Source organism: Rubritalea profundi (assembly GCF_002954445.1).
Lineage (GTDB): Bacteria > Verrucomicrobiota > Verrucomicrobiia > Verrucomicrobiales > Akkermansiaceae > Rubritalea > Rubritalea profundi.
On record NZ_MQWA01000001.1, the window covers coordinates 862,150 to 887,042 of the forward strand.

Here is a 24,893-nt window from a genome sequence, read left to right on the forward strand (position 1 = left end):
CCAAAAGCTCAAAATCCAAAGAAGCCAGAGGCATCTTCTACGACTAACCCGAGTAATTACTTAATTTGCAGAATTCACTGACAGAAGAGCATTCCATCGAAGAAATGATGCGTAAAGTCCACCACCTTGAAATCAAGGCTAGGCGGCTTTCACGCGAATCATTCTCGGGCGAATACCATGCCTCGTTCAAAGGGCAAGGGCTCGATTTCGAGGACTTCCGTGAGTATCAACATGGAGACGAAATCCGTTTCATTGACTGGAATGTGACCGCGCGGATGAACACCCCGTTCATCCGAACCTTCCGTGAGGAACGCGAGCTCACGGTCTTGCTGGCAGTGGATATCTCTGGCTCCTTTGACTTTGGCAGTCAGCATTTTTCAAAACGCGAGGTCGCTGCCGAAATCGCTGCAGTCCTCGCATTTTCAGCCAAACATAATGGAGATAAAGTGGGGCTGTTGCTTTTTGCTGAAGAGCCGGTGCTCTATTTACCTCCAGCGAAAGGAAGCCGTCACACTCTACGAATGATCCGCGAGGTTCTGGCTACCCATCCTGCTAAAAAATCCACCAACATTGCTGGAGCATGTGATTTCATCAACCGCACGATCAAACGTAAGGCGCTCGTTTTCATGCTCTCAGATTTCGTCGACAACGACTTTCACAAGAAACTGGGAACACTGAGCCAAAAGCATGAAACCATTGCTATCCGGATCTTTGACCCAGTAGAAGAAGAACTTCCAGATGTAGGAAAGGTCAACCTAACTGATCCAGAAACTGGTCAGGAAACAATGGTCAACACCTCTAACGCTAACGTCAGAATCGCCTATAAAAAGCTCAATAAACGCAGGTTAGAAGGCTTACAAAAGGCGCTGGCAAAATATAAAATCGACCACGTCGACGCCGCCACAGATGCCGACTACCTGCCCTTGCTCCATCAACTTTTCAAAACACGCTCTAGCAAACACGCTTAAGAATAATGCCTGAGATAAACGACATCATTGAAACCAGTGATCCATCGCCTCTCTTCTTGTGGTGGCAATGGGCGCTAGTAGGCATAGGAGTTTGCTTATTTTTGTATCTGTTGAGCTTTCTTTTAAAGCGCAAAAAGGGACAACCTAGACTCCCCTCGCATTCGAATCTCGACCTAGCCCTGCAGCAGCTCACGGCATTGGACTCATCAAAAAACGACAGTAACCGACTCGCTGTCCACCTCTCACTGATTGTTAGAAAATTCATCCAACGCTCATTTGGCGATACGGCTTTGTTTGAAACTGATGAAGAATTCCATGCTCGCTCCACTGAGCTAGAAAGATTCTCACCGGAAGCCACGGAGCAACTCAAGAACTACCTCACAGCGGTAGCGGATCACAAATACGCGCCGAACCCTAATCATCCAGCGGCGTTAGAATCACTGATTGAAAACGCGGAGTTGCTCTTACGCAACCTCGACTCCATCGATTTGTCCGCCCCACAAGTAACCACTCAAGCGAGCTAAGCCCTATCGACACGCATTTCACAGGATATCTTTTCACGCAGCCATGGTGGTTACTCCTCCTCTTGGCTCTTATCCCGCTTGCCTTGTTGAAAAATAGAGCAGGCTCGCGAAGTAGTATCATTTTCTCCTCGCTCTCTTTGTTAGGCTCATTGGGAACTCGCCAACGCGACATTGCCGGCCGTATCTCTCTCGCCTTCCTTTCGCTCTTCATCATTTTCTCAGCCATCAGCTTAGCACGTCCGCAAAAGCAAAATAGCCACACCGAACGCAAAGCAAGCGGCATTGATATCATCATCAGCATGGACGTCTCGTTCTCGATGGAAATCGCCGACTTCCGATTCGATGGACGCACGGTCCAGCGAGACCTCGTCTCGCGTGAAGTGGTGAAGCAGTTCATCAAGCAACGGCCGAACGACCGGATCGGCCTGATCCCTTTTGCTGGGCAACCCTATCAAGAATCACCCATCACTCTTGAGCATGATTGGCTGCTTGGTAAGATAGATAAAGTGCGTCCTAACAGAGAACTCTCACAAGGCACTGCTATTGGCTCGGCTCTCTCAGCATCCGCTATTCGCCTAGATAAGCGCCAGGACACCAAGTCACGCATTATCATTCTACTGACAGATGGTTCTAACAACTCAGGGAAACTTTCCCCTATTCAGGCAGCTGAAGCAGCCAAGACACTCGGCATCAAGGTCTACACTGTGGCTATTGGCACCGAGGGCGGCCGCCTCAATGGCCAGCGCAATGCAGCACAAGAATTCGACACTGAGACGCTTGAGCAAATCGCTAAAATCACCGACGGTGAATACTACCGCGCCAAGTCCACTAATGATTTGGTCAAGGCCTTCAGCAGCATTGATGCCCTAGAGAAAACTGAACGCACTCAAAAAGTGGTGGCTACCTACCAAGACTTCCACCACTACTTCACCTTTGCTGCTGCCCTCAGTTTGTTAGGCCACTTAGTTATCCTTTGCTTCCACAAATCCGCAGGACCCGAATAGCCAACGATGCACTTCCTCACTCCAGAATGGCTTTACGCCCTCGCTTTGATCCCCTTGCTCGCCATTTTAGCGATTTTATCAAGGCGATCACAAACACGAGCATGGCAGTCACTGGTAGCTCCACGACTAGCTAGCAAACTGATCAACAAGGCGCCAACAGTGCGCCACTGGATAGCTCTGGCGTTAGCTCTTCTCTCCTTTGGTTGCATCATCGTGGCACTCGCTCGGCCCTACCAGGGCGAACATATTACCCACGAGAAAATTCAGAGCCGCAACATTCTGGTAGCGATCGACACCTCAAAGTCGATGCTCTGCCAAGACGTCTCTAGCAACCGCCTGACAGCCGCTAAGTCACTTTCTCTGCAGATGTTAGAACGCTTCCCGACGGATCGGATCGGCGTGCTCATTTTTGCTGGTAGCAGTAATGTCATTGCACCACTGACAGTGGATCACATAGCGGTCCACGATACGATATCTCAGCTAGATACAAACTCGATTCCTATGGGGGGGTCAAATCTAGCGGACGCAGTGATCCTAGGAGTTGAGACATTAAAAACCACTGGCAAGCGAGCCAACGCGCTAGTTATTTTCAGTGATGGTGAAGAGCACGACAGCGGGATTGAAAAGGCTATAGAAAAAGCCAACAAGGCGGGAGTTCAGATCATCACCATCGGTGTGGCCACACCATCTGGAGGCATTATCCCTTCAGCAAAAGAAAGCGACGGCAAGCACCGCAACAACAAAGGTGAGGTCGTCCACACCAAGCTACACGAGTCTCTACTACAAGAATTGGCAATCAAGACCAATGGCGCGTATACTTCAGTAAACAACCGCCCAGACGCCGTGATCACCTCAACCATCAATAAAATGAAGAGTTTCGAGCAAGAAGGACGCGCTCAGGTGATTCCACACGAACGCTACTATTGGTTCGTCATTCCAGCGGTATCCTTTGCCCTGCTCTCGGCGTTTGTGCGAGCTAGGTGGAGAGGCCAGACTGCTTTCCTCATGCTTATTTCAGGATTTATCAGCCTGAGCCCCACTCAGGTAGACGCACAAGATTCTTGGTTCGAGCAACAAAAGCACAATTTATTCACCGGTCCTGCTGATGAGAAACGCGGCTACCAGGCGCTCAAGCAAAAGGATTATAAAACGGCTATCGATGCTCTTAAAAGCGCCCGTAAAAACACCACCGGCGAAAATCACGCCAAACTATCCTCAGCTCTCGGCCAGGCGCTGTACCGCAGTGGTGACTACAAAGCGGCTTCAGAAGCCTTCACGAAGGCGATGCTATCTGAACAAAACACTCTCCAGAACGAAGCTCAATACAACCTCGGAAATACCCTCTTTAAGGATCAATGGAGCCAATTCGATGGGATTGGAGACGGCGCGCTCAAGGACTATCTCATGCAGCGCCTACAAGCCCCAGAAGGTGAAGGGAAACTCACCAAGGAAGATCTTGATCTCTATGAAGAAGGATTCGCTAACGCTTTAGAAAAGTTTCAATCTAGTAACAACACGAGCAAGTCAACCATCAGCCAGCAGAACGCCACTGCCAGCCAAGAAGTCATCCAAACCATCCAAGAAGTGCGCAAAGCTCTCGAGCAGCAGCAAAAACAGGATCAAGAGAAAGAGGACGACAAGAAAGAGGACGGGGACAAGAAGGAGGACGGTGATAAGAAGGAGGACGGCGATAAGAAAGAGGATGGCGATAAGAAAGAGGACGGTGATAAGAAAGAGGACGGTGACAAGAAGGAGGACGGTGATAAGAAAGAGGACGGGGATCAGAAGGAGGATGGTGACAAGAAAGAGGACGGCGACCCAAAGAAGGCTGGTGATCCGCAACAAGGTCAACAAGGGACTCCCGCAGGAGACCAAGACAAAAATTCCCAGGAAAATGGCTATGCCATTAAAGAACAAAAAGATGCCCGCGAGCTGCTAGAGCGCCACGCGGACATGCAACAACGACCAGATTCCTCGCGGAATCAATGGAGAATCAACAAACCTGAAATCGATTGGTAAGGCATTATGCGACTTCTCACACTTATTTTCACCCTACTCGGCATTTGCTGCGCACAGGCGCAGCAAGAAGTATCCATCATCACACAGATCTCTTCCACCAACCTGATTGAAGGAGAAGTGGGCTATTTTAGTTTGATCTACCGCGGCGTCAATCCAAAGCAAGCCCCACCCGAGTCGATCGATCTTGGCGGCATGAAGCTCACCCAGCGCGGTTTCCAACAGCAGTTCGTCAATGGCGACCGCTATTTCATCTATCAGTATCCCATCACTGAGGCCAAGGCTGGCAACTATACTATCCCAGCTCTCGAACTCCAGCTCCAAGGAACCACCGTCAAATCCCAGCCCGCAAGTTTTCAGGTCGTCCCTCTTAAGGACCTTAAAATTGAACGATTCAAGTATCAGGAAAACACCATAAGTTGCTACTCAAAGGTATTTATCGGCAAGACCTCACTCTACCCAGGTGAGTCAACTAAGGTGGAATATAAAATCTACCTCCCAGCTAATCTTAACCCTCAAGGATGGGGACTCCCTAAGCCGGATAAGACATTCAACTGCACGGCATGGCGCTTTTCACCGCCGAGTTCTAACCGCGACGTAGGCCAAGCCATTATCGACAACAAAGGTTACGTCGTCGGTAGTTACACCACGGTGCTTAGCTCGATCAAGGCTGGCGATGCTAGCTTTGGCCCACTCACCACCGAGCTCATTATCGCCCCCTCAAGAGTCAACTCGCGCTTTGGTTACAACCGTACTCAAACAGCAGAGATGCCAATCACCTCAGATAATCTAACACTTGATATTTTACCATTTCCCAGCACTCCACCCGCTGAATTCAAAGGGGCCGTCGGCCAGTTCACTATCGAAGCTAACCTCCCAGCAAACGAGAGCATTAGCCTAAATGACTCGATCACAGCAACTGTGACCATCGAGGGAACTGGCAACCTGCCGAACATCGTCGCACCTGTGCTAGAAGATTCAGCGACTTGGAAAGTGATCGACGTCTCACGCGTCCAACAAGGTGATGAACGCAAAGAACTTAGTGGCCAAAGCCAGTTCACCTATATCCTACAACCACAGCGTGGAGCCAATGCTCTACCACGTTTCACCTTCGCGCATTTCGACCCTGTAGCCGAAGAGTTCGTTATCAATACCACTGCGACCAGTGCTATCAGTGTGACAGTCCCAGAAGTGACTGGCAGTGCGGTCCTTCCAGCCACGGCTGTTCCCTTAGAATCCATGCAAGACATCCTCGGACCATTGAGTGATGTTAGGCCCACAAAGCCAGTGAGCTCTACAATCGCACAGCTTCCAGTCTGGATTTGGCAGGCAATCCCCGCTCTCATACTAGTCGTCATGTTAGTCATTGCCGGCAAACGCAAACTCAGTGACTCAAAGCAGAATAACTTGGAGAAATCTCTCCAGATAAATGAACTTAAAAAGCTCAACTCGATCAACGACCAAGACTTCCTCAAAGAAGCTGGTGGCTACGTCGAGCGTTGGTTAACCGACTCCATGGAAGCCCAAGCGGTCCTCAATCAACGTGATAGCCAGTGCTACCAACCCGATACTGAGCAAAATCTAGATTCGAAACAACGCGGCTCGATCCTGCAATTGCTCAAGTCACTCTCGGTGCTCACTCTGATAGCTCTCCTCACGTTTAGCCAGCAGAGCCGTGCGGACGAGCTAAGTCTCAAGGCTTGGGAAGCAGGCGACTACCAGACCGCGCTCGATGGCTACCTCGCGGCGAGCCAGCAAAACCCAGAGTCCGCCGACCTTCTATTTAATGTGGCCGACAGTTACTACCGGACAAATCAACCGGGCATGGCTGCGCTCTATTACAAGAAAGCTCTGGTGATCGATCCATTCCATTCTGAAGCATCCAAGAACCTCGCATTCACTCAGAAAACCCAGGGAAGCATCCTCGGCCCGAAGCTCAGTGAGCTAGAACAATGGATCTCAGAACTCCCCGCCGCAGCCTACCAACAATCCATCTTTCTCGGAGTCTGGACACTGGTTCTAGCACTCATCGCGCTGAAGCTCTTTTATCTGCACAATGGCAGGTTTGCCCTGGTGCTCACACTCATCATTCTCAGCCCATTTTGGATCGTCCTCTCCTCAGCCGCCTGGCTCAAGCACCCCCAACGGATCGCCACCACCACGGGCAAGCCTGGGATCGTGACTAACTTCGCCTCAGTCCTAACCGAACCCGTTGATGTGTCTGGTAAAGAACTCGATAAAAAAACTATGATCAAAGCAAATCCAGCATCGCCCTGCAGAATCATCGCAGAGCGCGGCTCATGGTCCTACATAGAACTCGCCAACGGCACCCGCGGCTGGATTCAGAGTGAGCGCGTGAAGGAGATTTAGCGTCCTTCATCTATGAACTACTTTGCGGTAGAGGGGCGGCTTGACGTGCGCGGTGCTCTCCATTGCTATTGTCTCGGCGTCTCTGGGGGCTATTTCATCAGGGAGTTTCTGCTCGTCTATTTCATTTTTGTCAGTATTTTCAGCTTTGCTAAGAAGTTCGGCTATATCTGTCTGCAAGGATTGCCGAATCTCTTTGGCACGCTTGTAGGTGACGTTTTGATTGATTGAGGCGCGGCCTTTGATGTGCGTTCCCTCGGTACTTACTTACCCGACTTTGAGTAAACCCATCTCACAGGCTAGTTGAAGGATTTCAACGAATGCCTTGGATATGGCTGGCAGATTCTTTCGGCGAAAGGTGCAGATCGTATCGGGATCGGGATCGGTGTCCGCGGTTAGAAAGCGCACGGCAACATCGCGGTAGGTGGCGCGTTCGATTTTTCGAGAGCTTAAAATTCCATTGCTGTAGCAATAAACAAGTAACGCGAGCATCATGTGCGGTGGCATTTGAGCATTGCCGCAGCCAAAAAGTAAATCCCTAGCAGTCAGTCGTCCACCCCTCCGCGATTCTGTTCATTTTCCATTATTTTGCGATTTCCCCCTTGCTTGAGCGTAGTCCACTCGTCACTGTCCACTCATCCCCCCGCCCCCCCCTTTTCCCCTCTCAACGGCGCCCGTCAAGGCCGCCTTCTAAAAAGCCAATTGTTAGCAGTTTACTGCACTTTCCCATGAAATTGAAATCCAGTATTCCTACCCCTTCTTCGCTTTACACGGCCCTCTCACTAGGGATCGCAGCCCTCCTACCACTCTCCGCGTTCGCCCAGCTTCCACTGCAAGACGGGGACAAGATTAGCATCATCGGAAATGGTCTCGCCGACCGTATGCAGCACGACGGCTGGGTCGAGACGGTGATCCAGAGCCAGATGGCCGACAAAAAACTGTCCTTCCGAAATCTTTCCTTCACCGGAGACACCGTGACTTCCCGCCCACGCAACAAGGGTTTCACCTCACCGGAAGACTACCTGAAACACTGCGAAACGGATGCCATCTTCGTCTTTTTCGGCTACAATGAGTCATTCGGCGGCGACAAGCAGGTTGGGAAATTCAAGAGCGACCTCGGCAGCATGATCGACAAATACAAGGGTATCAAATTCAATGGCGAGTCCGCGCCGCGCCTGGTGCTCTTCTCCCCGATTGCCCATGAGGACCACGGCACGCAGCTATTGCCGAACGGCAACTCCAACAACGTCAACCTAGCCCTCTACACAGGTGCCATCAAACAAGTCGCCGACGAGAAGGGTGTGGGATTTGTTGATCTATTTTCTGCAACCCAGGGACTCTATAGCAAAGCTGACACCCCACTCACCTTGAACGGCATCCATCTCCTACCCGAGGGCAATCGCAAGCTTGGTGAAGTGATTGCTTCGGCGCTCACCGGCAAAGAAGTTAAGGCTACCGCTACACTTGAACCACTCCGCCAAGCCGTGCTCGATAAGAACTGGCACTGGCATAACCGCTACCGCGCAGTCGATGGCAATGATATCTGGGGCGGCCGCTCTGGATTGAAATTCGTCAACGGCCAAACCAACCGCGAAGTGCTTGAGCATGAACTCTCGATGCTCGATGTAACCACAGCGAACCGCGACCTGAAGGTATGGGCGGTGGCACAGGGCAAGAAATACAAAGTGGACGACTCGAACGTACCCAAACCGATCGAGGTGATTTCCAACGTTGGCGGCGGCAGCAAGAGCTCCAGCGCTGCTAAGGAAGGCAACAAGGACTACCTGAGCGGCAAGGAGGCGATCTCCAAGATGCACATGCCTGAGGGATTCGAAGTGAACCTGTTCGCTGATGAAAAAATGTTCCCTGAAATGGCGAACCCTGTGCAGATGCAGGTCGATGCCAAAGGGCGCCTCTGGGCTGCATGCTGGAACACTTACCCGAAATGGGAGCCTCTCAAGGAAATGAACGACAGCCTGCTAATCCTACCGGATGAAAACCGCGATGGGGTCGCCGACCAGGCGATCGAATTCGCTAGAGTTCACAACCCGCTGGGCTTCGAGTTCTGGGGCGGCGGTGTGATCGTCGCAACCCAGCCTGACATCATTTTCCTCAAGGACACGGATGGCGATGACAAGGCGGACCTCCGCATCGTCCTAGTCCAGGGTATCGGATCCTCCGACACCCACCACGCGGCCAACAATTTCGTCGTCGGCCCAGACGGTGCGCTCTACTGGCAAAGCGGGATCTTCCTGCAGAACAATTTCGAGCATCCGTGGGGTCCCTCTTTGTCCTCGACGGCATCCGGGATGTATCGGTTCGACCCGCGCCAGCACACGATCACCTTCCACGCCAGCAACCGCCCAAACCCCCACGGGATCAGCTTCGACCGCTGGGGATACCAATTCGCCAACGACGGCACCGGCGGACGCTCCTACCAGGTGCGCCCTTCGGGCAAAGGGTTTAAAATGTTCACTCTGCTGAAAAAGGAAGTCAGGCCGGCAGCGGCAGATGCTATCGTTTCCAGTTCGAATTTCCCCGATGACCTGCAGCAGGATTTCCTCGTCTGTAACACCATCGGCTACCTCGGCATCAAACGCTACAAACTCCACCGCGACGGCTTCACTGACGGAAAAAAAGAATACAAGCCCGGTGAAATCTGGGGTACCCCGACCGACAGTTTTTTCTACAGCGACGACAAAAACTTCCGCCCCACCGATGCAGTCTTCGGCGAAGATGGAGGACTCTATATTGCCGACTGGCAGAACGTGATCATTGGCCACATGCAGCACAACATCCGCGATCCTTATCGGGACAAGAAGCACGGCCGTATCTACCGCCTGATCTGTAAGGACAGACCTCTGCAAAAACCGGTAGCAATCGCCGGCCAACCGGTCGCCGCCCTGCTCGACAACTTGAAACATCCTGTCGATGGCGTCCGCCATCGTACGCGGGTTGAGTTAAGCGCACGCAAGTCCGACGAGGTCATCGCCGCTCTCGGCGAATGGGTGACACAGTTCAACCCCAAGAAAGCTGAGGATGCCCTTCCCCTTCTTGAAGCGCTTTGGCTGTATCAGCAAAATCATGTCCGCAACGAGGAATTGCTCGCCACCCTGCTCGAATCCCCCGAGCAGCACGCCCGCATCGCCGCCGCGACAGTAAAGCATTTCTGGGGACCAGCCGACCCGACTCAAGGGAAAATGGCGACCCAAATCGTGGAGGTTGAGAAAAAACTTAAAATCGACGTTCCCGCCCACCTTTCCGGCGCGGATGCTGTGGCTTACAAGCTCGGCGGCGAGATATTCCACCGGGATGCCCATTGTGCCACCTGCCACCAACCGGATGGCAAGGGCATGGACCCCGTCTATCCTCCACTCGCCGGCAGCCAATGGGTCACTGGAGACCAAGAAAGACTTGCCAAGCTCACTCTCCACGGACTCTGGGGTAAGATTGAAGTCAAAGGCAAAACCTACGACCCGACGAAAGGCGTCCCGCCAATGACAGCCTTCGGCTCACTCCTCGACGACAAAGAAACCGCCGCCGTCCTTACCTACGTCCGCAACTCATGGGGCAACAAGGCCGCGCCGGTGAAGGCTGAGACAGTGAAAAAAGTCCGCGCCGCCACCAGTGACCGAAGCATCTTCTGGAAGCCCGAGGAATTGCTCAAAGCTCATCCGATGAAATAGACTTCCACCCAATTCAAACTGAAACAAAGACAATTCATACCATGAAAAATATCCTCATACTCTTCGCCTTGCTCACAGGTTTAGCACAGGCCGACACCTCCATCGTTTACCAAGGAGATGCCGGTCCAGGACTTGGCAAGCACATCGTCTTCCTCGCCAGCGATCACGAATATCGTACTGAAGAAACCAGCCCAGCGCTCGCTCGCATCCTCGCAAAACGCCTCGGCTTCAAGTGCACAGTCGTTTTCGGAGTTGATAAAGATGGCTTCATCGAGGCTGGTTCTTCGAATATTTCCGGATTGGAAGCGCTCAAGGATGCTGACCTGTTCTTCATCTTCGCCCGGTTCCTGAATCCGCCGGACGACCAGATGGCTCACATCGAATCCTACATTGAGCGCGGTGGCCCGGTCGTCGGGCTGCGTACCTCCTCCCATGCTTTCAAGATTCCCAAGAACTCGAAGTATGCGAAGTATGACTTCAAATCCAACGTCAAAGGATACGAAAAAGGTTTCGGCCACCAGATCCTTGGAAATACCTGGGTCGGCCACTACGGCACCAACCACAAACAGGGTACCCGCATCCAGATCATCCCCGCACAGAAGGAGCATGCCATCCTCACGGGTGTTAGCGACAATGCGTTCACCCATGCCGGTGCATATGTTGGAAAACCCGGCCCCGACTTCACCGTTCTGACCAAATCGCAGCCGCTCGTTTCGATGGATCCTAACGCCGAGCCTGACACAAAAAAACCGCCAATGCCATCCACATGGACTAGGCATTACGAGACCAAGGACGGGAAGAAGCACCGCGTTTTCCATTCCACCCAAGGCGCATCAGAGGATATTCTGGATGAAAACTACCGCCGCATGATCATCAACGGCGTCCTGTGGGCGGCTGGCATGGAAAAAGTCATCAAGCCCGGTCTCGACATCTCATTCGTCGGCCCCTACCAGCCGAGCACCTTCTCCTTCGGCGGCAATGTGAAGAATGTGAAGCCCTCCGAACTCGCCGGATGGGATTCCCCCATCATGCCGGCCCGCGAAGAGAAGAAAGCGAAGAAGAAAAAGTAGCTGCCACGCGAGCGTTTGATTCCCCGCGTTTTACTCTTTCTTCATCACCCCCCTTTCCTCCCTCTCAACGGCACCCTCAAGGATGCCACCCAAAAAGCAAATTCCTAGCAATCGCAGTGAGTTAGCAGCTCCGCTGGGATCATTTTGAGCGACCGAGACGGTCGCGCTACCTGGAGAGACCTTCACATTGCGTAAATATTGTGTGTCTAATCCGTAAGCGTTGCGTAAATATTGTGTGTCTAATCCGTAAGCGCTCAATAGAAAAGTATCATAGGTGTGATACTTTTATCAGCCTTCGTTCAAACGACGGAGCGACCAGAGTCCGCTCTTCTTGAGCTTGCCTTTCGGCTTGCTGCTGCCTGTTTTACGGCCGGGCTTGAGGTCGTCACCTTATCCCCCCCACTGACGAAAAGAAAGCAACTCAACAAAACTCTGTCGTGTCGCATGCCGCTATTTGGAGGATCGCAAAAAAAGCGAAGCCGGTGAGGGCCTCGCTTTTTGTTTTAATAGATAGGAACTTACTTACCTAGTTCGTGAATGGTCATCCAGACTGGGAAGATTGCTTCGTCTAGGTCTTTGGTTTCGACATCAACATCTAGCTTGAGCTCGTGCATTGGCTGCATGTTATCGATGCTGAGGAAGACGGACTTTTTATCCTCCTGTAGCTTTGCAGCAGTGACCGCGAGCTTGCTCCAGCCCTGTTTCGTAGCATCGTCGATGAGGTACTCTTTAGAACCATAGACTTCGCTCCATTTGATGTTTGCTGCTTTGATTGAATAGGACTCAGGATCTCCAGCGAGCTCGCCGTCGAGTTCGAAGTTAAAGTGAACCAGTAGTCCCTTTTCTTTAGCCTGAACGAGGGTCACAGTGTTGTGCTGCGCGCCAGTGAAACGGATACGGTCGATGCCACCGAGTTCGGCAGCATTTGTCTGCCACCCTTTAAGTCCACCAATGAAGAGTTGGCCGTCGGCTGGGTTGAAACGCGCACGGAGGGCACTAGAAGTAAGCGCGGGGAATGGGACTTTCGTCACACCTCCCTGAACTTGACCATTCACGGTCTCGTGGAAGACTCGGTAAACCGAACTTTTTCCGTAAGAGCAATGCAGCAACTGATCTTTCGGCATTCCGAAGCGCTCATCTGTGGTCCAGACTTGGCTACCGCCAGAATTGTCTACATCCATAGGAAGCCACATCAATGGCTTAGCCATCTCGCTCACATCATTCACTTCTGGTTTAGCACCCCAAATAGAACTCTTGAGTTTCTCTTTCTGGGCGTAGGTGTCGACCACACCACCGAAGTAGTCTTTGGTCACCCAGTGGATAGGGCAACGCGGCATGAAGGAGCCTTCGTTGTCGCCTGCGGTAATTTCACCGTTAGGTCCCACACCAATACCGTTAGGAGAACGGAATCCTGAGGCAAATTGCTCCAGAGTGCTGCCTTCTTTACTGACTTTGAAGATGCTTCCGTTAGTTGGAGAAATACGCTCGAATCCACGTCCTCCAGAGCGCACAGGAGATCCCTGAGCGAACCAGAAGTTGCCTTCAGCATCAGTCTTTAGATCAAAGCTGAAGATGTGGAAGCCTTTGTTGATTTTCCAGTCGTTGTTGAATGTTTCGAAGAAGTCCGTCTCGCCGTCGCCGTTGAGGTCGTGGTGTTTCGTGATTTGGTCGTTACCTACAGTGTAGATTGTGTTGTCAACAATCGTCAGACCGAGTGTCTCGTGGAGGCCGGTTGCGATGAGTTGGTACTCGAGTTTTTCTAGTTTTTCATCGATCCCAGTGACCTTCCAAAGGTCGCCATCCCAAGTCGAGAATGCGAGGCTCTTACCGCCTTCAAAGAAATCAAATCCGCCCACACGTATCTTCAATCCGAATGGATTGTCATGCGGCAGAGTGATCTTGTCCGTCACGTAAGGAGCCTTTTTGGTGGAAACCTTTCCAGTGGTGACGATTGGTTTTTCCGTAGAGTAACGTGGCTTACCGCCCTTGATGCTTGCTGAAAGTGGTGCAAATTTACTCACTGCTGCGATCACTTCAGCGGGGGCTGTTTTGCCAGTCCACACAGCGAGTGTGATAGATTTCTCGGACTTGTTAGCTGAGATAGTTAAGTAAATAGCTCCATCTTTGGCACTGAACTTAGCTCCTGCAGAAGCGACAAATGTGGTGCCATTGACTTTAGCAATGGTACCTGAAGCATCCACAGCCACCTCGCCTTTGCTGTCGGCGATGTAGAGCTCTTTAGCTTTGCTCAATTTAGAAAGCTCTAACTGACGAACAATCACTTTGGTGGCGTCTATTTGCACAGCATCCGGGCTATCTAACACAGAAGCCTCACCTACGCTGTAGGAGAAAACAACTTTGCCATCGGCAACGTAGTAGCCATTGAATTTTGCCCAGTCTTTCGGCAGGCTGCCGAGGTTTGGAAGTTGGCCGTCGGACGCACGTGGATCTGAAAATGATCCGTCAGCATTTGCCCAGCCAGGTTGATTCTTAGCAGCAAAGAGAGCCAACTTCTCATTCCAAGAAGGAGTCGCTCCGTGGCCACCTTGATAAGGCAAGCCGTGGAAGCCTGCGCCACCACCATTAGTCCAAGCTCCCGCGAGCTGGAATGTGTCAGCATTGAATACTGCTCCAACATTGGTGGAGTCGTCGAGGAGGTTGACGTAGTACGCACAATTCACATCGTAGGCGTCGTCGTTGCCGGAGAGTACGTTGCCGATCACTGGGCCACGCTTGCTGAAAATCTTTTTACGAAATTTCTGAGCTTCGTTGGCGGCATCTGCGCCTGTTAGCTCGCGGAACTTAATATTTCGATACGACACCTCGTCGCCATGATCCTGTAGGCCAATGACGCCTTTCTGGAGCATCCCATAGTCTTTGTTGTTTTTAAATTTACTCTTCGGAAGTCGCTTATCAAACCAAGTCTCGTCACCCACTGTGTAACGGTAGAGCTCTTTACCATTGAGATAGTGCGTGAACTCGCTATTGCGGCAAATTATTTTCACTTTATTCCAGCCATCTTCATTCAGTACTTTTCTACCTTTACGCATGCCGATGAAGTCATACAGGGCTCCAGCGGAATGTGTTCCTCGGTCATTAGCTGTGTCGTTTATCACCTGCATTTCGAGCGCGTTCGCCCAAATAGCGCCCTTACCACTAGGATCCACACGCAAGAACACGCCACTATTGCCCTTAGTGTTCCATTCGAGCTCAAGCTCGTAGTTCTCTGCGAGTGACGCAGGGAAGTAGATGTCTCCGCCACCGCTTTTAGCGGCGAGAGTGAGCACGCCGTCCTTGACGGACCAGCCACCAGCTTCGAGCGCCTTACGGCTTTTCCAGCTGTCGATACCTTTGAGTGTTTTGCCGTCGAAGAGCGGCTTCCAACCAATTACTTGTTCTTCTTCAGTGATCAGCACAGGCTGCTCAGCGAAGACCAAAGGTGTGCTCGCAAAAGCGGCTCCGAAGAGCGCCGCGCTGAGCATTGATGTTGTTAGTTTCATTTGAATGTTATTAAGTTGTTTGTTGGGAAATTTCTTACTTATCAGATTATTCATTGAGCTCCTGCATCCAGTTCCAAATGGCCTCCATTTGCTTCTGGCCGTCACCATCGAGAGGTTCGCTGAGTGTCGTAACGTTCTCCTCCACGAAATATTTCGGCATGATGGTTGCTGGGTCAATCCGACGCGGATCGCGCATCCAGCGATGGTAGTAATCTTGGCGAAGCCGTGCTCCTGCAAACTGGAGGTTCACCCCTGCTGCTTCGAATACTGCGAGGGGTTTCGCGTCTGCTGCCCCATGACATGCAGCACAGCCAAAGCCGCCAACCATACCGAAGAGTTGCTTTCCAGGCTCTTCCATTGGTGTCGCCTTTGCCGTTTCAGCAATCACTCCGTAAGCCGCAGGAAAACCTTCTGCTAGATTCTTCGCGCGGGACGGGAAGGCTGGCATCCGTTGCTTGAGCCACGGTCGGGTGCGTCTCTCTAAGGTCCCGGAAAACAGCTGAGTCATCCAGTCGGCACGGAGCTTTTCTCCGATGAATGTTAGATCCGGCGGTGTCGCTCCTTTACCGGGCGCTTTGTAGGCTTCACCAGAGTATTTAGCGGAGAGCGGATGGGTCTTTGTGAGACCGCTGAGGTCGTCATCCATCTGGTGGCACGCGGCGCAGTTGAGGTTCTCGAACTGGCGCTCAGCGTACTCAGCTTTGTTGAAATGTGCTAGAGATTTGACAGCTTGCTGGTCAGCTAGGAATGCTGTGAGCGCAGCTTTGTCAGCAGCAAGGAGCCCATAGTGAGCACCTTTGCCGGTATCGCCTAGGCAGCTGCTGGCGGCGGTGGATTTACTAGACAGATGAGCGAGTGGCGCGTAGCTGGCTGCGGATTCCTCCACGCCTTCGTGACATTGTGCGCAGTGGTTGCTGGCTACGAGGGCCTTGCCTTTGGAGGCGTCCCCTTTTTCTGTAAGCACCGCTTTGTTTACTGCTAGACCGCGTACAAAGCTGGCGAGATCTGCAGCCTCTTTGTCATCCAGACCAAAGTCAGGCATGCGGGTGGACGCGTAATTTTTACCCGGCTCTTTGAGGAAGGCGACGAGCGCTCCGTCTGAGTATTTATTCCCAGCATTGAAAAGGTCAATAGGCGCGTGGTTCCATGTCGCCATGTCTTGATCCGACTCAGAGCGGTGACAGGCAATGCAACCTAGATCGTGGAACTTCTTCGCTCCTGCGGCTTTATCGCCAGCGATCACTTTGGGTGCACTTTCGGTGAGAGTCTTGAGGTAAGCTGCGATGTGTTTCGCATCGTCGTCGTTGCTTAGGACTTTAGGCATGCGAGCGTACGCTCGGAGGTTTTTAGGGTCTTTCACCCACGCTTCCATCCAAGCTTCATCGAGCCGGCTTCCGACTCCTGCCAATGATGGAGCCATTTCACTCACTTCAGGCATGCCGCTCGCGCTGTCGTGGCATTGTGCGCATTTTAGTTCAGCAAAAAGTGCCCGCCCCCTGCGTACGAGAGTTGCTTGGGAGAGTTTCTCGTCACTCACGTGCTTAAGTAATGAAGCAGGCAAGGGCTCTTTTCCAAAATCACGGCCACGCCAGATCAAGCGAAAATGCCCTGCTCCATTCTCTGGACTGGTGTAAACTACTTTGACTGGAACCAAACCAGAGTTGAGACGTAGTCGATCAGATTCGGAGCTTCCTAGCTTTGAATCTTCTTTCAGAGCGGACTCTCCGTCGATGAAAAGCTCTGCAGCCCCGATCCCTTCAAACGAGAAATACACGCGACTGCGCTTTTCAATATTCAGCTGACCTTGCCATGTGGCAGTAAATTGAGCTGGCGCTAAAAGCGCAGTTGGGGACTCCCCCTCTGCGACCGCGAGAGCTATACGCTTAGTGACTCGTAGGTCTTCAGCGTGCTCAGTCTTCACCTCCATGCGCAGGCCAGCCCCCCCTTGTGCTGCAACTTTTGAGTCTTCAGCTGAAAGAAAACTAGCCGTAAGAACTATAATGGTGGCGAATATAGGGTGGGCGTTGGCCATTTTTAGTGATTCCGGTATTTCTTTCTACGTAAGTATTAGAAATTTCATTCACTATTCGAAAAAAATCACCCTCGTCCACACAATAAACAGCTTTCCAAACGGTCGGCAGAAGGCTGCTCTAAAATCTTACTTCTTGCATCCTACCTCCATCCTACTAAAGTGCCACTCAGACAGGGGAGCCGATGAGGCTGAGAATGTGCATCACCGCGCGTGACCCTTCGAACCTGCCACGCTAGCACCGGCGAAGGGAGTCGCATTTCCATCATCCGAAATCCGCCAAACCTGTCCGCCCTCAGCTGACAGGTTTTTTATTTCCATAAAATATTTCCTCATCAGCAACTAACATTTTCATTTATAACTTCACACTCCAGCCATGATTTCACCAGACAACTCAACTCCAACGCCTGAAAATTCCTCAGCGCGCGCAGACTACACCGGTAATTTTATCGAAGATATCGACAACTCAGAGGAGCTTGCTGCTCTTAAGAAAGATCCAACGATCTTCCCTAACTCTACTCGCATCTATGTAGAGGGTGATATCCACCCAGACGTAAAAGTCGCAATGCGCGAGATCCGCCTCTCTGACACCGAGCACCCAAATGGCCGGATTGAGGAAAACCCACCGATCCGCGTCTACGATTGCTCAGGCCCATGGGGAGACCCAGAATTTAAAGGTGACATCACACAAGGACTCCCAGCGCTTCGTCGCCAGTGGATCCTCGATCGTGGCGATGTCGAAGAATACGATGGTCGTGAAGTCACCTCTTCTGACAACGGCTACCTTTCTGAAAAGCACGCTGAGAAATACAACGAAGGCAAGGCAACTAAGAACAAGCTCAAGGTCTACCCTGGCCTCAAGCGCAAGCCGCTCCGCGCTTCAGCTGGTCATCCCGTGACCCAAAAGTGGTATGCGGAACAGGGCATTATCACGAAAGAAATGGAATACATAGCGATCCGTGAGAACCTCGGTCGCAAGGAGATTTTTAAAACAATTTCTGATAAGTACCCAAATCTCAAAGACCTTCCAGCTGACGCGTCTGACCGCATCAAGCAACTCTGCACAACTCCAGAAGGCTACGAAATGCCACGCCCATCTGACATTGATCCATTCAAGCAAGTGTCTCGTAATCGCATGGATCACCAGCATCCTGGCCAGTCCTTCGGCGCTTCACTTCCAGCAATGATCACTCCAGAGTTCGTCCGCTCTGAAGTGGCTCGCGGCCGCGCAATCATCCCATCTAACATCAACCACCAAGAAAACGAGCCAATGATTATCGGTCGCAACTTCTTGGTGAAGATCAACGCTAACATCGGTAACTCCGCTGTTGCTTCAACGATCGACGAAGAAGTCGAAAAAATGCAGTGGGCGACAAAGTGGGGCGCAGACAACGTGATGGACCTTTCTACAGGAAAGAACATCCACGCGACTCGCGAGTGGATCCTCCGCAACTCACCGGTTCCAATCGGCACAGTTCCAATCTACCAAGCGCTTGAGAAAGTAAACGGAAAGATCGAAGAACTCACATGGGAACTCTATCGCGACACGCTCATCGAACAGGCTGAGCAAGGCGTCGACTACTTCACCATCCACGCTGCAGTGCTGCTACGCTTCGTGCCACACACCGCACGCCGTATGACTGGCATCGTTTCCCGCGGTGGTTCCATCATGGCTAAGTGGTGTCTCGCCCACCAAAAAGAAAGCTTCCTCTACACCCATTGGGATGAGATCTGTGACATCTGTGCCGCCTACGATGTTTCCTTCTCTATCGGTGACGGCCTCCGTCCTGGCTCTATTGCAGACGCCAACGACTACGCCCAGCTTGCTGAGCTAGAGATCCAAGGGGAACTCACCACACGCGCATGGGCAAAAGGCTGCCAGGTGATGAACGAAGGCCCTGGCCACGTGCCTCTTCACCTCATTCAGGAAAACATGCAGAAGCAAATCGAGTGGTGCCACGAGGCTCCGTTCTACACGCTTGGGCCCCTCACTACTGACATCGCTCCAGGTTACGACCACATCACTTCTGGCATCGGCGCTGCTAACATCGGTTGGTACGGCTGTGCAATGCTTTGCTACGTGACTCCTAAGGAGCACCTCGGTCTGCCTAACCGCGACGACGTGCGTGAAGGGGTCATCACCTACAAGATTGCAGCCCACGCTGCCGATCTCGCAAAAGGTCATCCAGCAGCTCAGGAGCGCGACAATGCGATCTCTAAGGCGCGCTTCGAGTTCCGCTGGCGCGACCAGTTCGCTCTCGGTCTCGACCCAGCACGTGCGATCGACTACCACGATGAAACACTGCCAGCAGAAGGCGCCAAGACCGCTCACTTCTGCTCCATGTGTGGCCCCACATTCTGCTCAATGAAGATTACTGCCGACGTGCGCAAGTACGCTGAAGACAACGGCTTCACCGAAGAAGCAATCGCAGAAAAAGGTCTTGAGCAAGCCACTGCTGAGCTCACGGGACAAAGCAAGTAACTCGTTGCAACACATTTACTCAAAACGCCCATAGGACGAGAATGTCCTATGGGCGTTTTTTGTGACTTAAAAATCGTAGAATAAGACACGTTAAGTCTCGCAGAATATAAATTTATAGGGAAGTATAATGTGTATATAAGTCCCCTCCAATCTCAATTTATCTCACACAAATGCCAGCTAACCCAATTCACCCAGACGAGCTAAACTCGTTAATGACCACACGCTCCTCTTTAGTTATTATCGATGTCAGACTAGCCGATGATTACGATTTTAAGCGTATTCCAAACGCAATCAACAACCCATTTTTAGATGTTCAGTTTGCAAATAAGATGGCAGAACTCGTTCCTGATCTACTCACTCCTATCTGCGTCTACGGCACTCAGAAGGGTAGTATCGAGTCGACAGAGGCCGCTCAAAAGCTCATTCGACTGGGCTATGACAGAATCTACGACATGACCTCTGGGTTCGCGGGATGGACTAACAATGGTCATCCTATGGAAAGCGGTCTAAGCCCGCAACCAGAGCCAGCTCAGTTAGCCGACGGTCTCTACCCGATAGACACCAAGGAATCATGTGTCCAGTGGACTGGTAAAAACCTTATCAATTCACACTCCGGGGAAATTGCCATCACGTCAGGCCATCTAGAAATCCAAGGCGGCAGCCTCGTCGATCTAGAACTTATCATCGATTTCAAAAGCATCACCTGCAACGACATCACAAACCCTGAAGTGCACGACACTCTCATCCAGCATCTCGAAAGCGACGATTTTTTCTACACCGATAGGTTTCCTACCGGGAAATTTCAACTTACCGGCTCAGAAGCTCAAGGTAGCCTCAATGATGGCTCACTGAATCTACAAGTAGAAGGAGACCTAACTATGAGAGGCCAAACTAAGGCAGTCAGCCTCTTTGCCGCGACCGGCGTCACTGATGATCTTCGCCCCGCTGCCCAAGCTAACATGAGTATCAATCGTACGCATTGGGGCATACGCTATGGGTCAGGAAAATTTTTCTCACGTCTCGCGGGTCACCTTGTGAACGATCATATCGGCCTGCAACTGAAGATCATTGGCGAACTCACTAGACAGAGTGAGTAGGAAGTATTGACTGTGAAACGCCCTATGACAGTAACCACGTCATAGACAATTCCCAGGCTCTTCACGCGCTACGCATGATCAAATTATCGGGAAATGGTAGAATTCCTATAGTTGGGTTGAGTTCACAAGTGATTGATCGATATTAGACATTACTCAATTCACACCTTTCAAATCGAACTGAATCAAACCTAACAATAATGAGTCGCCAAGCTTTACTGTGGTTGTATTTAACCCTGACCCTCTTTAATCGCTAGTCTAGAGAAACGGGTAAGGACTCCTCATGCATAGCGCGGGGAGAGCCAATCTCCATCAATTCTGTTACGGATCTTCAATCCAAAAAAGACTGAGGTAAATCCAGTAACTCACACAATCCTCTGAATTTTCTAGTCAGTTTATTCTTAAGGAATATTCGTGAAAAATCGCATACTTTAATGAAGTCTGAGTTACCAAATCCGTCAATTATGTAGAGTTCGTAATCCCCATTTTCCCACCTTTTAACCAAAATATTACAAGGCTCCAGTTCACTCACGGCAGATTTATTTTTTAAGAGACTTTGATACATGGATGCGACCTTCTCACCCAATCCATCTAGCTCAGAATAAATCGACTCTAGCGGTTTTGAAACAGCTCCGTCATGGTCACATATCAACGAAAATAGATAACCTTTCCCTAGGTTAGTCTCTATTTCGCCTAGATAATTGGACAAAAACTGTAGTTTCTGTTGATGCCTTTTGAGGTATTTTATCTCTCTTTTGAGACTTTTAAGCAGTCGGGGCTTAGCCTTGGGGATTTTGATACATAAGTTAGGGTCACATGGGTGTCGGTACACGACTTTCTGCCTACCTTGCCCAAGATAATGTTCATTTAAGAGCTCCACACAATAAATTGAGATGTAATCCTACAGAATTTGATCACCTAGACAGCCATTTACCTGGTGAATAATTCAGCTTTTTTTACTGCTCAGAAACTCCAGGTCCCATTGTTCCCTGTGAACTAGTAGATTGAGAATCGCTCTTTGGTGGAGCTTGATTGTCAGTCTTTTCAATCTCGATTCCTTCTGCTGCAGCAAAGTCGGCAAGAGCCATTTCAGCGAGAGCGTCTTGCTCCTCTTGTTTCATGTTGATATCAGACAGATCCATGCTGTCTTTAGCGACACGAGCACGACCAGCGGCCTTGGTTCGCTCTTCTTCGACGATTTCTTCGAGTCGGTTGAGGTTATCCCCTGAACCACCAATTTCTGAGATCATCCCTGAAGCCATTTCATTGAGTTCCGCCATAGCCTTCTTGACTTTCATATCGTCGATTCCACGGCGCAGTTCTTGGATCTTGTCACGAGCCTCTTTCACAGACACGTCGCGCGCACGGAGAAGTTCTTTATAATGCTTTTCAGCATCAACTAGTTGGTCTTTTACCTCATCGTGAGAAGCATCCACTTTTTTGAGTTTGAGAGCGAAGTCACCAGCGAGCTGATGGTTGCCGGCTTTGAGATGGGCAGAAGTTTTTGAGCGCAAGTCGTTTTCCTCTCTATCGAGTTTTTTGACCTGTGAGATAAGCTTTTCCACCAAGCCAGCGTGCGTCGCCAGTCCTTGGTTGAACTGAGCTATCTGTTTACGGAGATTTTCCTTCTCCACGTCTAACAATGCTTCCGGGCTGCGCTTTTCAAGGCCGCCGACGAATAGGCCAATAAAGCCTTTGATGAGATTTCCGATTCTTTTAAACATAGAACAATTGAGTTGTTACTGCGCACTCTGCGCAAATCTAACTCTGACGGCAAGTATAAGAAGCGAGAGAATTTGCAATAGTTCTCCAAACTTACTCAGTCTGGAAATTTGGACTCCAAAATCAGAGCCTCTTAAATAGCATAAGATGCTCACGGCCTTCTCGCCCCTGATAGAAAGCCTTCGGCTCATCCACCCACTCCAAGGAAAAATGGGAGCTAAATATTTCACGTAATTCTTCGCAACTCGTCTTGTAGGGCGGCCCTTCATTTGGAATCACGTCAGGATTCGTGAAGAAAACCCCTAATACTACTCCACTAGGCTTCAGAAGCTTCCACATGGCTGCCACGTAGTCAGCTCGAAGCGTAGGATCTAATGCGCAAAAACAGGTATGCTCCCAGACCATATCAAAATTACCAACCAAGGACTCAGGAATTGTTAAAATATTGAGTTCTCTAAAATCCACTTGATGGGGATTCTCCTCTTTTGCTCGTGCAATAGCTAAGGGCGCGATATCTCCACCGACCACATTTAGGCCGTATTTAGCTAACTCTTTGGCATCATGACCGATTCCACATCCTGGAACAAAGACTCGATGACCAGAAAAAAGTTCAGGTTTCTCCTCGATTAGCGGCTGTATAGAAGGCGCTGATGCTCCCTTATCCCATGGAGTATCACCACTAAGGTAACGTTCTTGCCAGTCCACAATTGTGAGATTGTTAGCAGACCTTTCGGCCCATCCGATCTTCCAGAACTAGCTTATCCTCAGAGTTAAATGCAGTGCAGAACATGGAAGCCATTTTCATAGCTTCCTCAATTGTTTCAGCCTCTGCTACAGTTTGGTAATCTCCACTTTCGTCTTCTAATTTGACGGTGAATGGACCTTCCATCACGAGCCATTGGTCATCCTCAGTCTCAGCAAAATCGCTGAAATCTACTTCTGGGAAAGAAGCCGTTAAGAAGCTCAAGACGTTTCGGTGAAACCAAACTGGAGTCAATTTGTGGTATGCCACATCCACTTCGGTCACAGCTCCGACGTAATTATGCGTCTGTAAGGTAAACTCAAAACAATATGGGTCACCAGTGTAAACAATAGCACTGTGCATGTGCCCACGTGAGATTCGAAGACCTGCACCACAGACAAATAGATCATCGCACACATTCGATTCAGTATCGAAAACGACAATTTCCACGTCGTAGCCTGCATCCATCAAAATCGCCCCAACCTTTTCAAACTCTGGAATCACCACCTCTTCAGAGATTCTTTCCATCTCTACAAAGCCGATACGCACCGCTTGGCGGTAGCGCCCTCGCTGATCCTTCATTTCTTTCTCAGATGGCCGTAAATACAGGTCAGCAAATTCGGGAATTTTTTCAGCTGTGGACATTATTATTAGGTTACAAAATAGCTAACAGAAGGTTATATTTAAGTTTTTTTAAAAATAATCCAGTCTAAGTGATTTCTTGCTAACTTTTCTAAAAACAATATAATCTATAGAAACAGCTGGGGGTACAGCATTTAGGCTTATAAGATGCTAGATCAGTCTTATTTTTGCAAGCAAAACCCGCAATCAAACGGATGTTTATCAAAATAACCCTCACATATTTAAGAAAACTTAAAATTATATGGCATGTTTATAAATCTTTGCTAGTTTTTAGATTCTTTAATTCAAAAAAACCGTCTACATTTTACAAACTCATTCATGCAGCAAGAAATTTCAGCTGAAAAAAATGCAGAGACCGAGGCCGTAAAGGCAGCGAAGGAAGAGGATAGCCAAATTTGGGAGCGTCAGAATTTCATGCTAGGTTGTGATGAAATGGAGCGAATCACGGATGATGTCATTGTCCCCGTGTTTTCAAAGCTTGCGCGAGCCGTGAAAGACAGTGGCTTCACAATGGATATCATATTGATGGATTGTGAATCCCCACTGGATAAGAAACTCTACAATGTCGGTGTCCGCCTCAACTTCGAATACCACCACAAGGCCATCGAGATCAGCATTGTTGCTGACCCCTCAGATTTCACCTTTACCCTCTCTATATATGGAATCGAAGATGAAATTGCGGACGAGTTCAACTTTCATGAAGTAGTGCCGCTACTGATCCAGAAACAACTTAAGAGTCACATTGAGAAGCATTTTCCCGAGGTTGAATACACATTTCCTATCGGTCGCACCGACGCGGCCTTTGAGAAGTACTCACCACCCTACCGAGTCCAATATGACGACAACGGAAACGTTTCCGACGTCGCCACGACTCAAACCTTGCACGAAGCTGCTAATATGGGCAGTACTTTTGCTAAGATGTTTAAGAAGGAAGACGCGATCACAGTCATCGATGCTAACGATGCCGTAATTTGTTAGGTCTGCTTTGCCAAAAGTTTTGGATTTAACAAGGTATTCCAATTGTTCTTAGATTTTGCAATCGCCAGA

General features: G+C 50.3%; 18 protein-coding genes. 11 read left to right on the plus strand and 7 right to left on the minus strand.

Translation table 11 applies throughout. The features are described 5' to 3' along the window. Positions 1–65: 65 nt before the first annotated feature. From BSZ32_RS03800 to BSZ32_RS19130, 6 genes are all read left to right on the plus strand, one after another. A complete protein-coding gene (locus BSZ32_RS03800) occupies positions 66–968 on the plus strand; it encodes a DUF58 domain-containing protein (protein WP_240610557.1) in 903 nt (300 codons plus the stop codon). A gap of 5 nt (positions 969–973) precedes the next feature. Next, positions 974–1,492, plus strand: coding sequence for a DUF4381 family protein (locus BSZ32_RS03805; protein ID WP_105042196.1), 519 nt, complete (start codon positions 974–976; stop codon positions 1,490–1,492). A gap of 83 nt (positions 1,493–1,575) precedes the next feature. Next, on the plus strand, positions 1,576–2,496 hold the full coding sequence (locus BSZ32_RS03810; RefSeq protein WP_206018712.1) for a VWA domain-containing protein: 921 nt from the start codon (positions 1,576–1,578) through the stop codon (positions 2,494–2,496). 6 nt (positions 2,497–2,502) lie between these two features. Beyond that, positions 2,503–4,515, plus strand: coding sequence for a VWA domain-containing protein (locus BSZ32_RS03815; protein ID WP_105042198.1), 2,013 nt, complete (start codon positions 2,503–2,505; stop codon positions 4,513–4,515). 6 nt (positions 4,516–4,521) lie between these two features. Continuing rightward, positions 4,522–6,882 (plus strand): BatD family protein, encoded by a 2,361-nt coding sequence (locus BSZ32_RS03820; RefSeq protein WP_105042199.1) that lies wholly within the window; start codon positions 4,522–4,524, stop codon positions 6,880–6,882. Positions 6,883–6,894: 12 nt separating this feature from the next. Continuing rightward, positions 6,895–7,110 (plus strand): hypothetical protein, encoded by a 216-nt coding sequence (locus BSZ32_RS19130; protein ID WP_105042200.1) that lies wholly within the window; start codon positions 6,895–6,897, stop codon positions 7,108–7,110. Between the two features lie 36 nt (positions 7,111–7,146). Here the strand turns inward: BSZ32_RS19130 and BSZ32_RS03830 are convergent, their stop codons facing one another. After that, complete coding sequence (locus BSZ32_RS03830) at positions 7,147–7,386, minus strand: transposase (protein WP_105042201.1); 240 nt, start codon at positions 7,384–7,386, stop codon at positions 7,147–7,149. Positions 7,387–7,607: 221 nt separating this feature from the next. Between BSZ32_RS03830 and BSZ32_RS03835 the strand changes: the two genes are divergently transcribed. After that, positions 7,608–10,565, plus strand: coding sequence for a PVC-type heme-binding CxxCH protein (locus BSZ32_RS03835; RefSeq protein WP_105042202.1), 2,958 nt, complete (start codon positions 7,608–7,610; stop codon positions 10,563–10,565). A gap of 41 nt (positions 10,566–10,606) precedes the next feature. Next, the gene (locus tag BSZ32_RS03840; RefSeq protein ID WP_105042203.1) at positions 10,607–11,635 is read left to right on the plus strand and encodes a ThuA domain-containing protein; all 1,029 of its coding nucleotides are present in this window, start codon (positions 10,607–10,609) and stop codon (positions 11,633–11,635) included. Positions 11,636–12,153: 518 nt separating this feature from the next. Here the strand turns inward: BSZ32_RS03840 and BSZ32_RS03845 are convergent. Then, on the minus strand, positions 12,154–15,135 hold the full coding sequence (locus tag BSZ32_RS03845) for a 3-keto-disaccharide hydrolase (RefSeq protein ID WP_165788628.1): 2,982 nt from the start codon (positions 15,133–15,135) through the stop codon (positions 12,154–12,156). Between the two features lie 46 nt (positions 15,136–15,181). Further along, positions 15,182–17,167, minus strand: a complete 1,986-nt coding sequence (locus tag BSZ32_RS03850) for a c-type cytochrome (protein WP_105042205.1) — start codon at positions 17,165–17,167, stop codon at positions 15,182–15,184. A 373-nt stretch (positions 17,168–17,540) separates the two neighbouring features. Here BSZ32_RS03850 and thiC point away from each other — a divergent pair, with 373 nt between their 5' ends. Together thiC and BSZ32_RS03860 are read left to right on the plus strand one after the other, a co-directional pair. Next, entirely contained in the window at positions 17,541–19,646 is a 2,106-nt protein-coding gene (gene thiC / locus BSZ32_RS03855; protein WP_105042206.1) for a phosphomethylpyrimidine synthase ThiC, read from the plus strand. Positions 19,647–19,816: 170 nt separating this feature from the next. Beyond that, positions 19,817–20,743 carry a YceI family protein gene (locus BSZ32_RS03860; protein WP_105042207.1) on the plus strand — a complete coding sequence of 309 codons (927 nt, stop codon included), beginning with the start codon at positions 19,817–19,819 and terminating at the stop codon, positions 20,741–20,743. A 328-nt stretch (positions 20,744–21,071) separates the two neighbouring features. Here the strand turns inward: BSZ32_RS03860 and BSZ32_RS20525 are convergent, their stop codons facing one another. The 4 genes from BSZ32_RS20525 to BSZ32_RS03880 all read right to left on the minus strand — a co-directional run bounded on the left by BSZ32_RS20525 (position 21,072) and on the right by BSZ32_RS03880 (position 23,849). Then, complete coding sequence (locus BSZ32_RS20525; RefSeq protein ID WP_165788630.1) at positions 21,072–21,620, minus strand: YrbL family protein; 549 nt, start codon at positions 21,618–21,620, stop codon at positions 21,072–21,074. 76 nt (positions 21,621–21,696) lie between these two features. Then, on the minus strand, positions 21,697–22,464 hold the full coding sequence (locus tag BSZ32_RS03870; protein WP_105042209.1) for a PspA/IM30 family protein: 768 nt from the start codon (positions 22,462–22,464) through the stop codon (positions 21,697–21,699). 121 nt (positions 22,465–22,585) lie between these two features. Beyond that, positions 22,586–23,167 carry a methyltransferase domain-containing protein gene (locus BSZ32_RS03875; RefSeq protein ID WP_165788631.1) on the minus strand — a complete coding sequence of 194 codons (582 nt, stop codon included), beginning with the start codon at positions 23,165–23,167 and terminating at the stop codon, positions 22,586–22,588. 13 nt (positions 23,168–23,180) lie between these two features. Then, a complete protein-coding gene (locus BSZ32_RS03880; protein ID WP_105042211.1) occupies positions 23,181–23,849 on the minus strand; it encodes a hypothetical protein in 669 nt (222 codons plus the stop codon). Between the two features lie 315 nt (positions 23,850–24,164). Between BSZ32_RS03880 and BSZ32_RS03885 the strand changes: the two genes are divergently transcribed. Then, positions 24,165–24,824 carry a hypothetical protein gene (locus tag BSZ32_RS03885; protein ID WP_105042212.1) on the plus strand — a complete coding sequence of 220 codons (660 nt, stop codon included), beginning with the start codon at positions 24,165–24,167 and terminating at the stop codon, positions 24,822–24,824. Positions 24,825–24,893 lie beyond the last annotated feature (69 nt).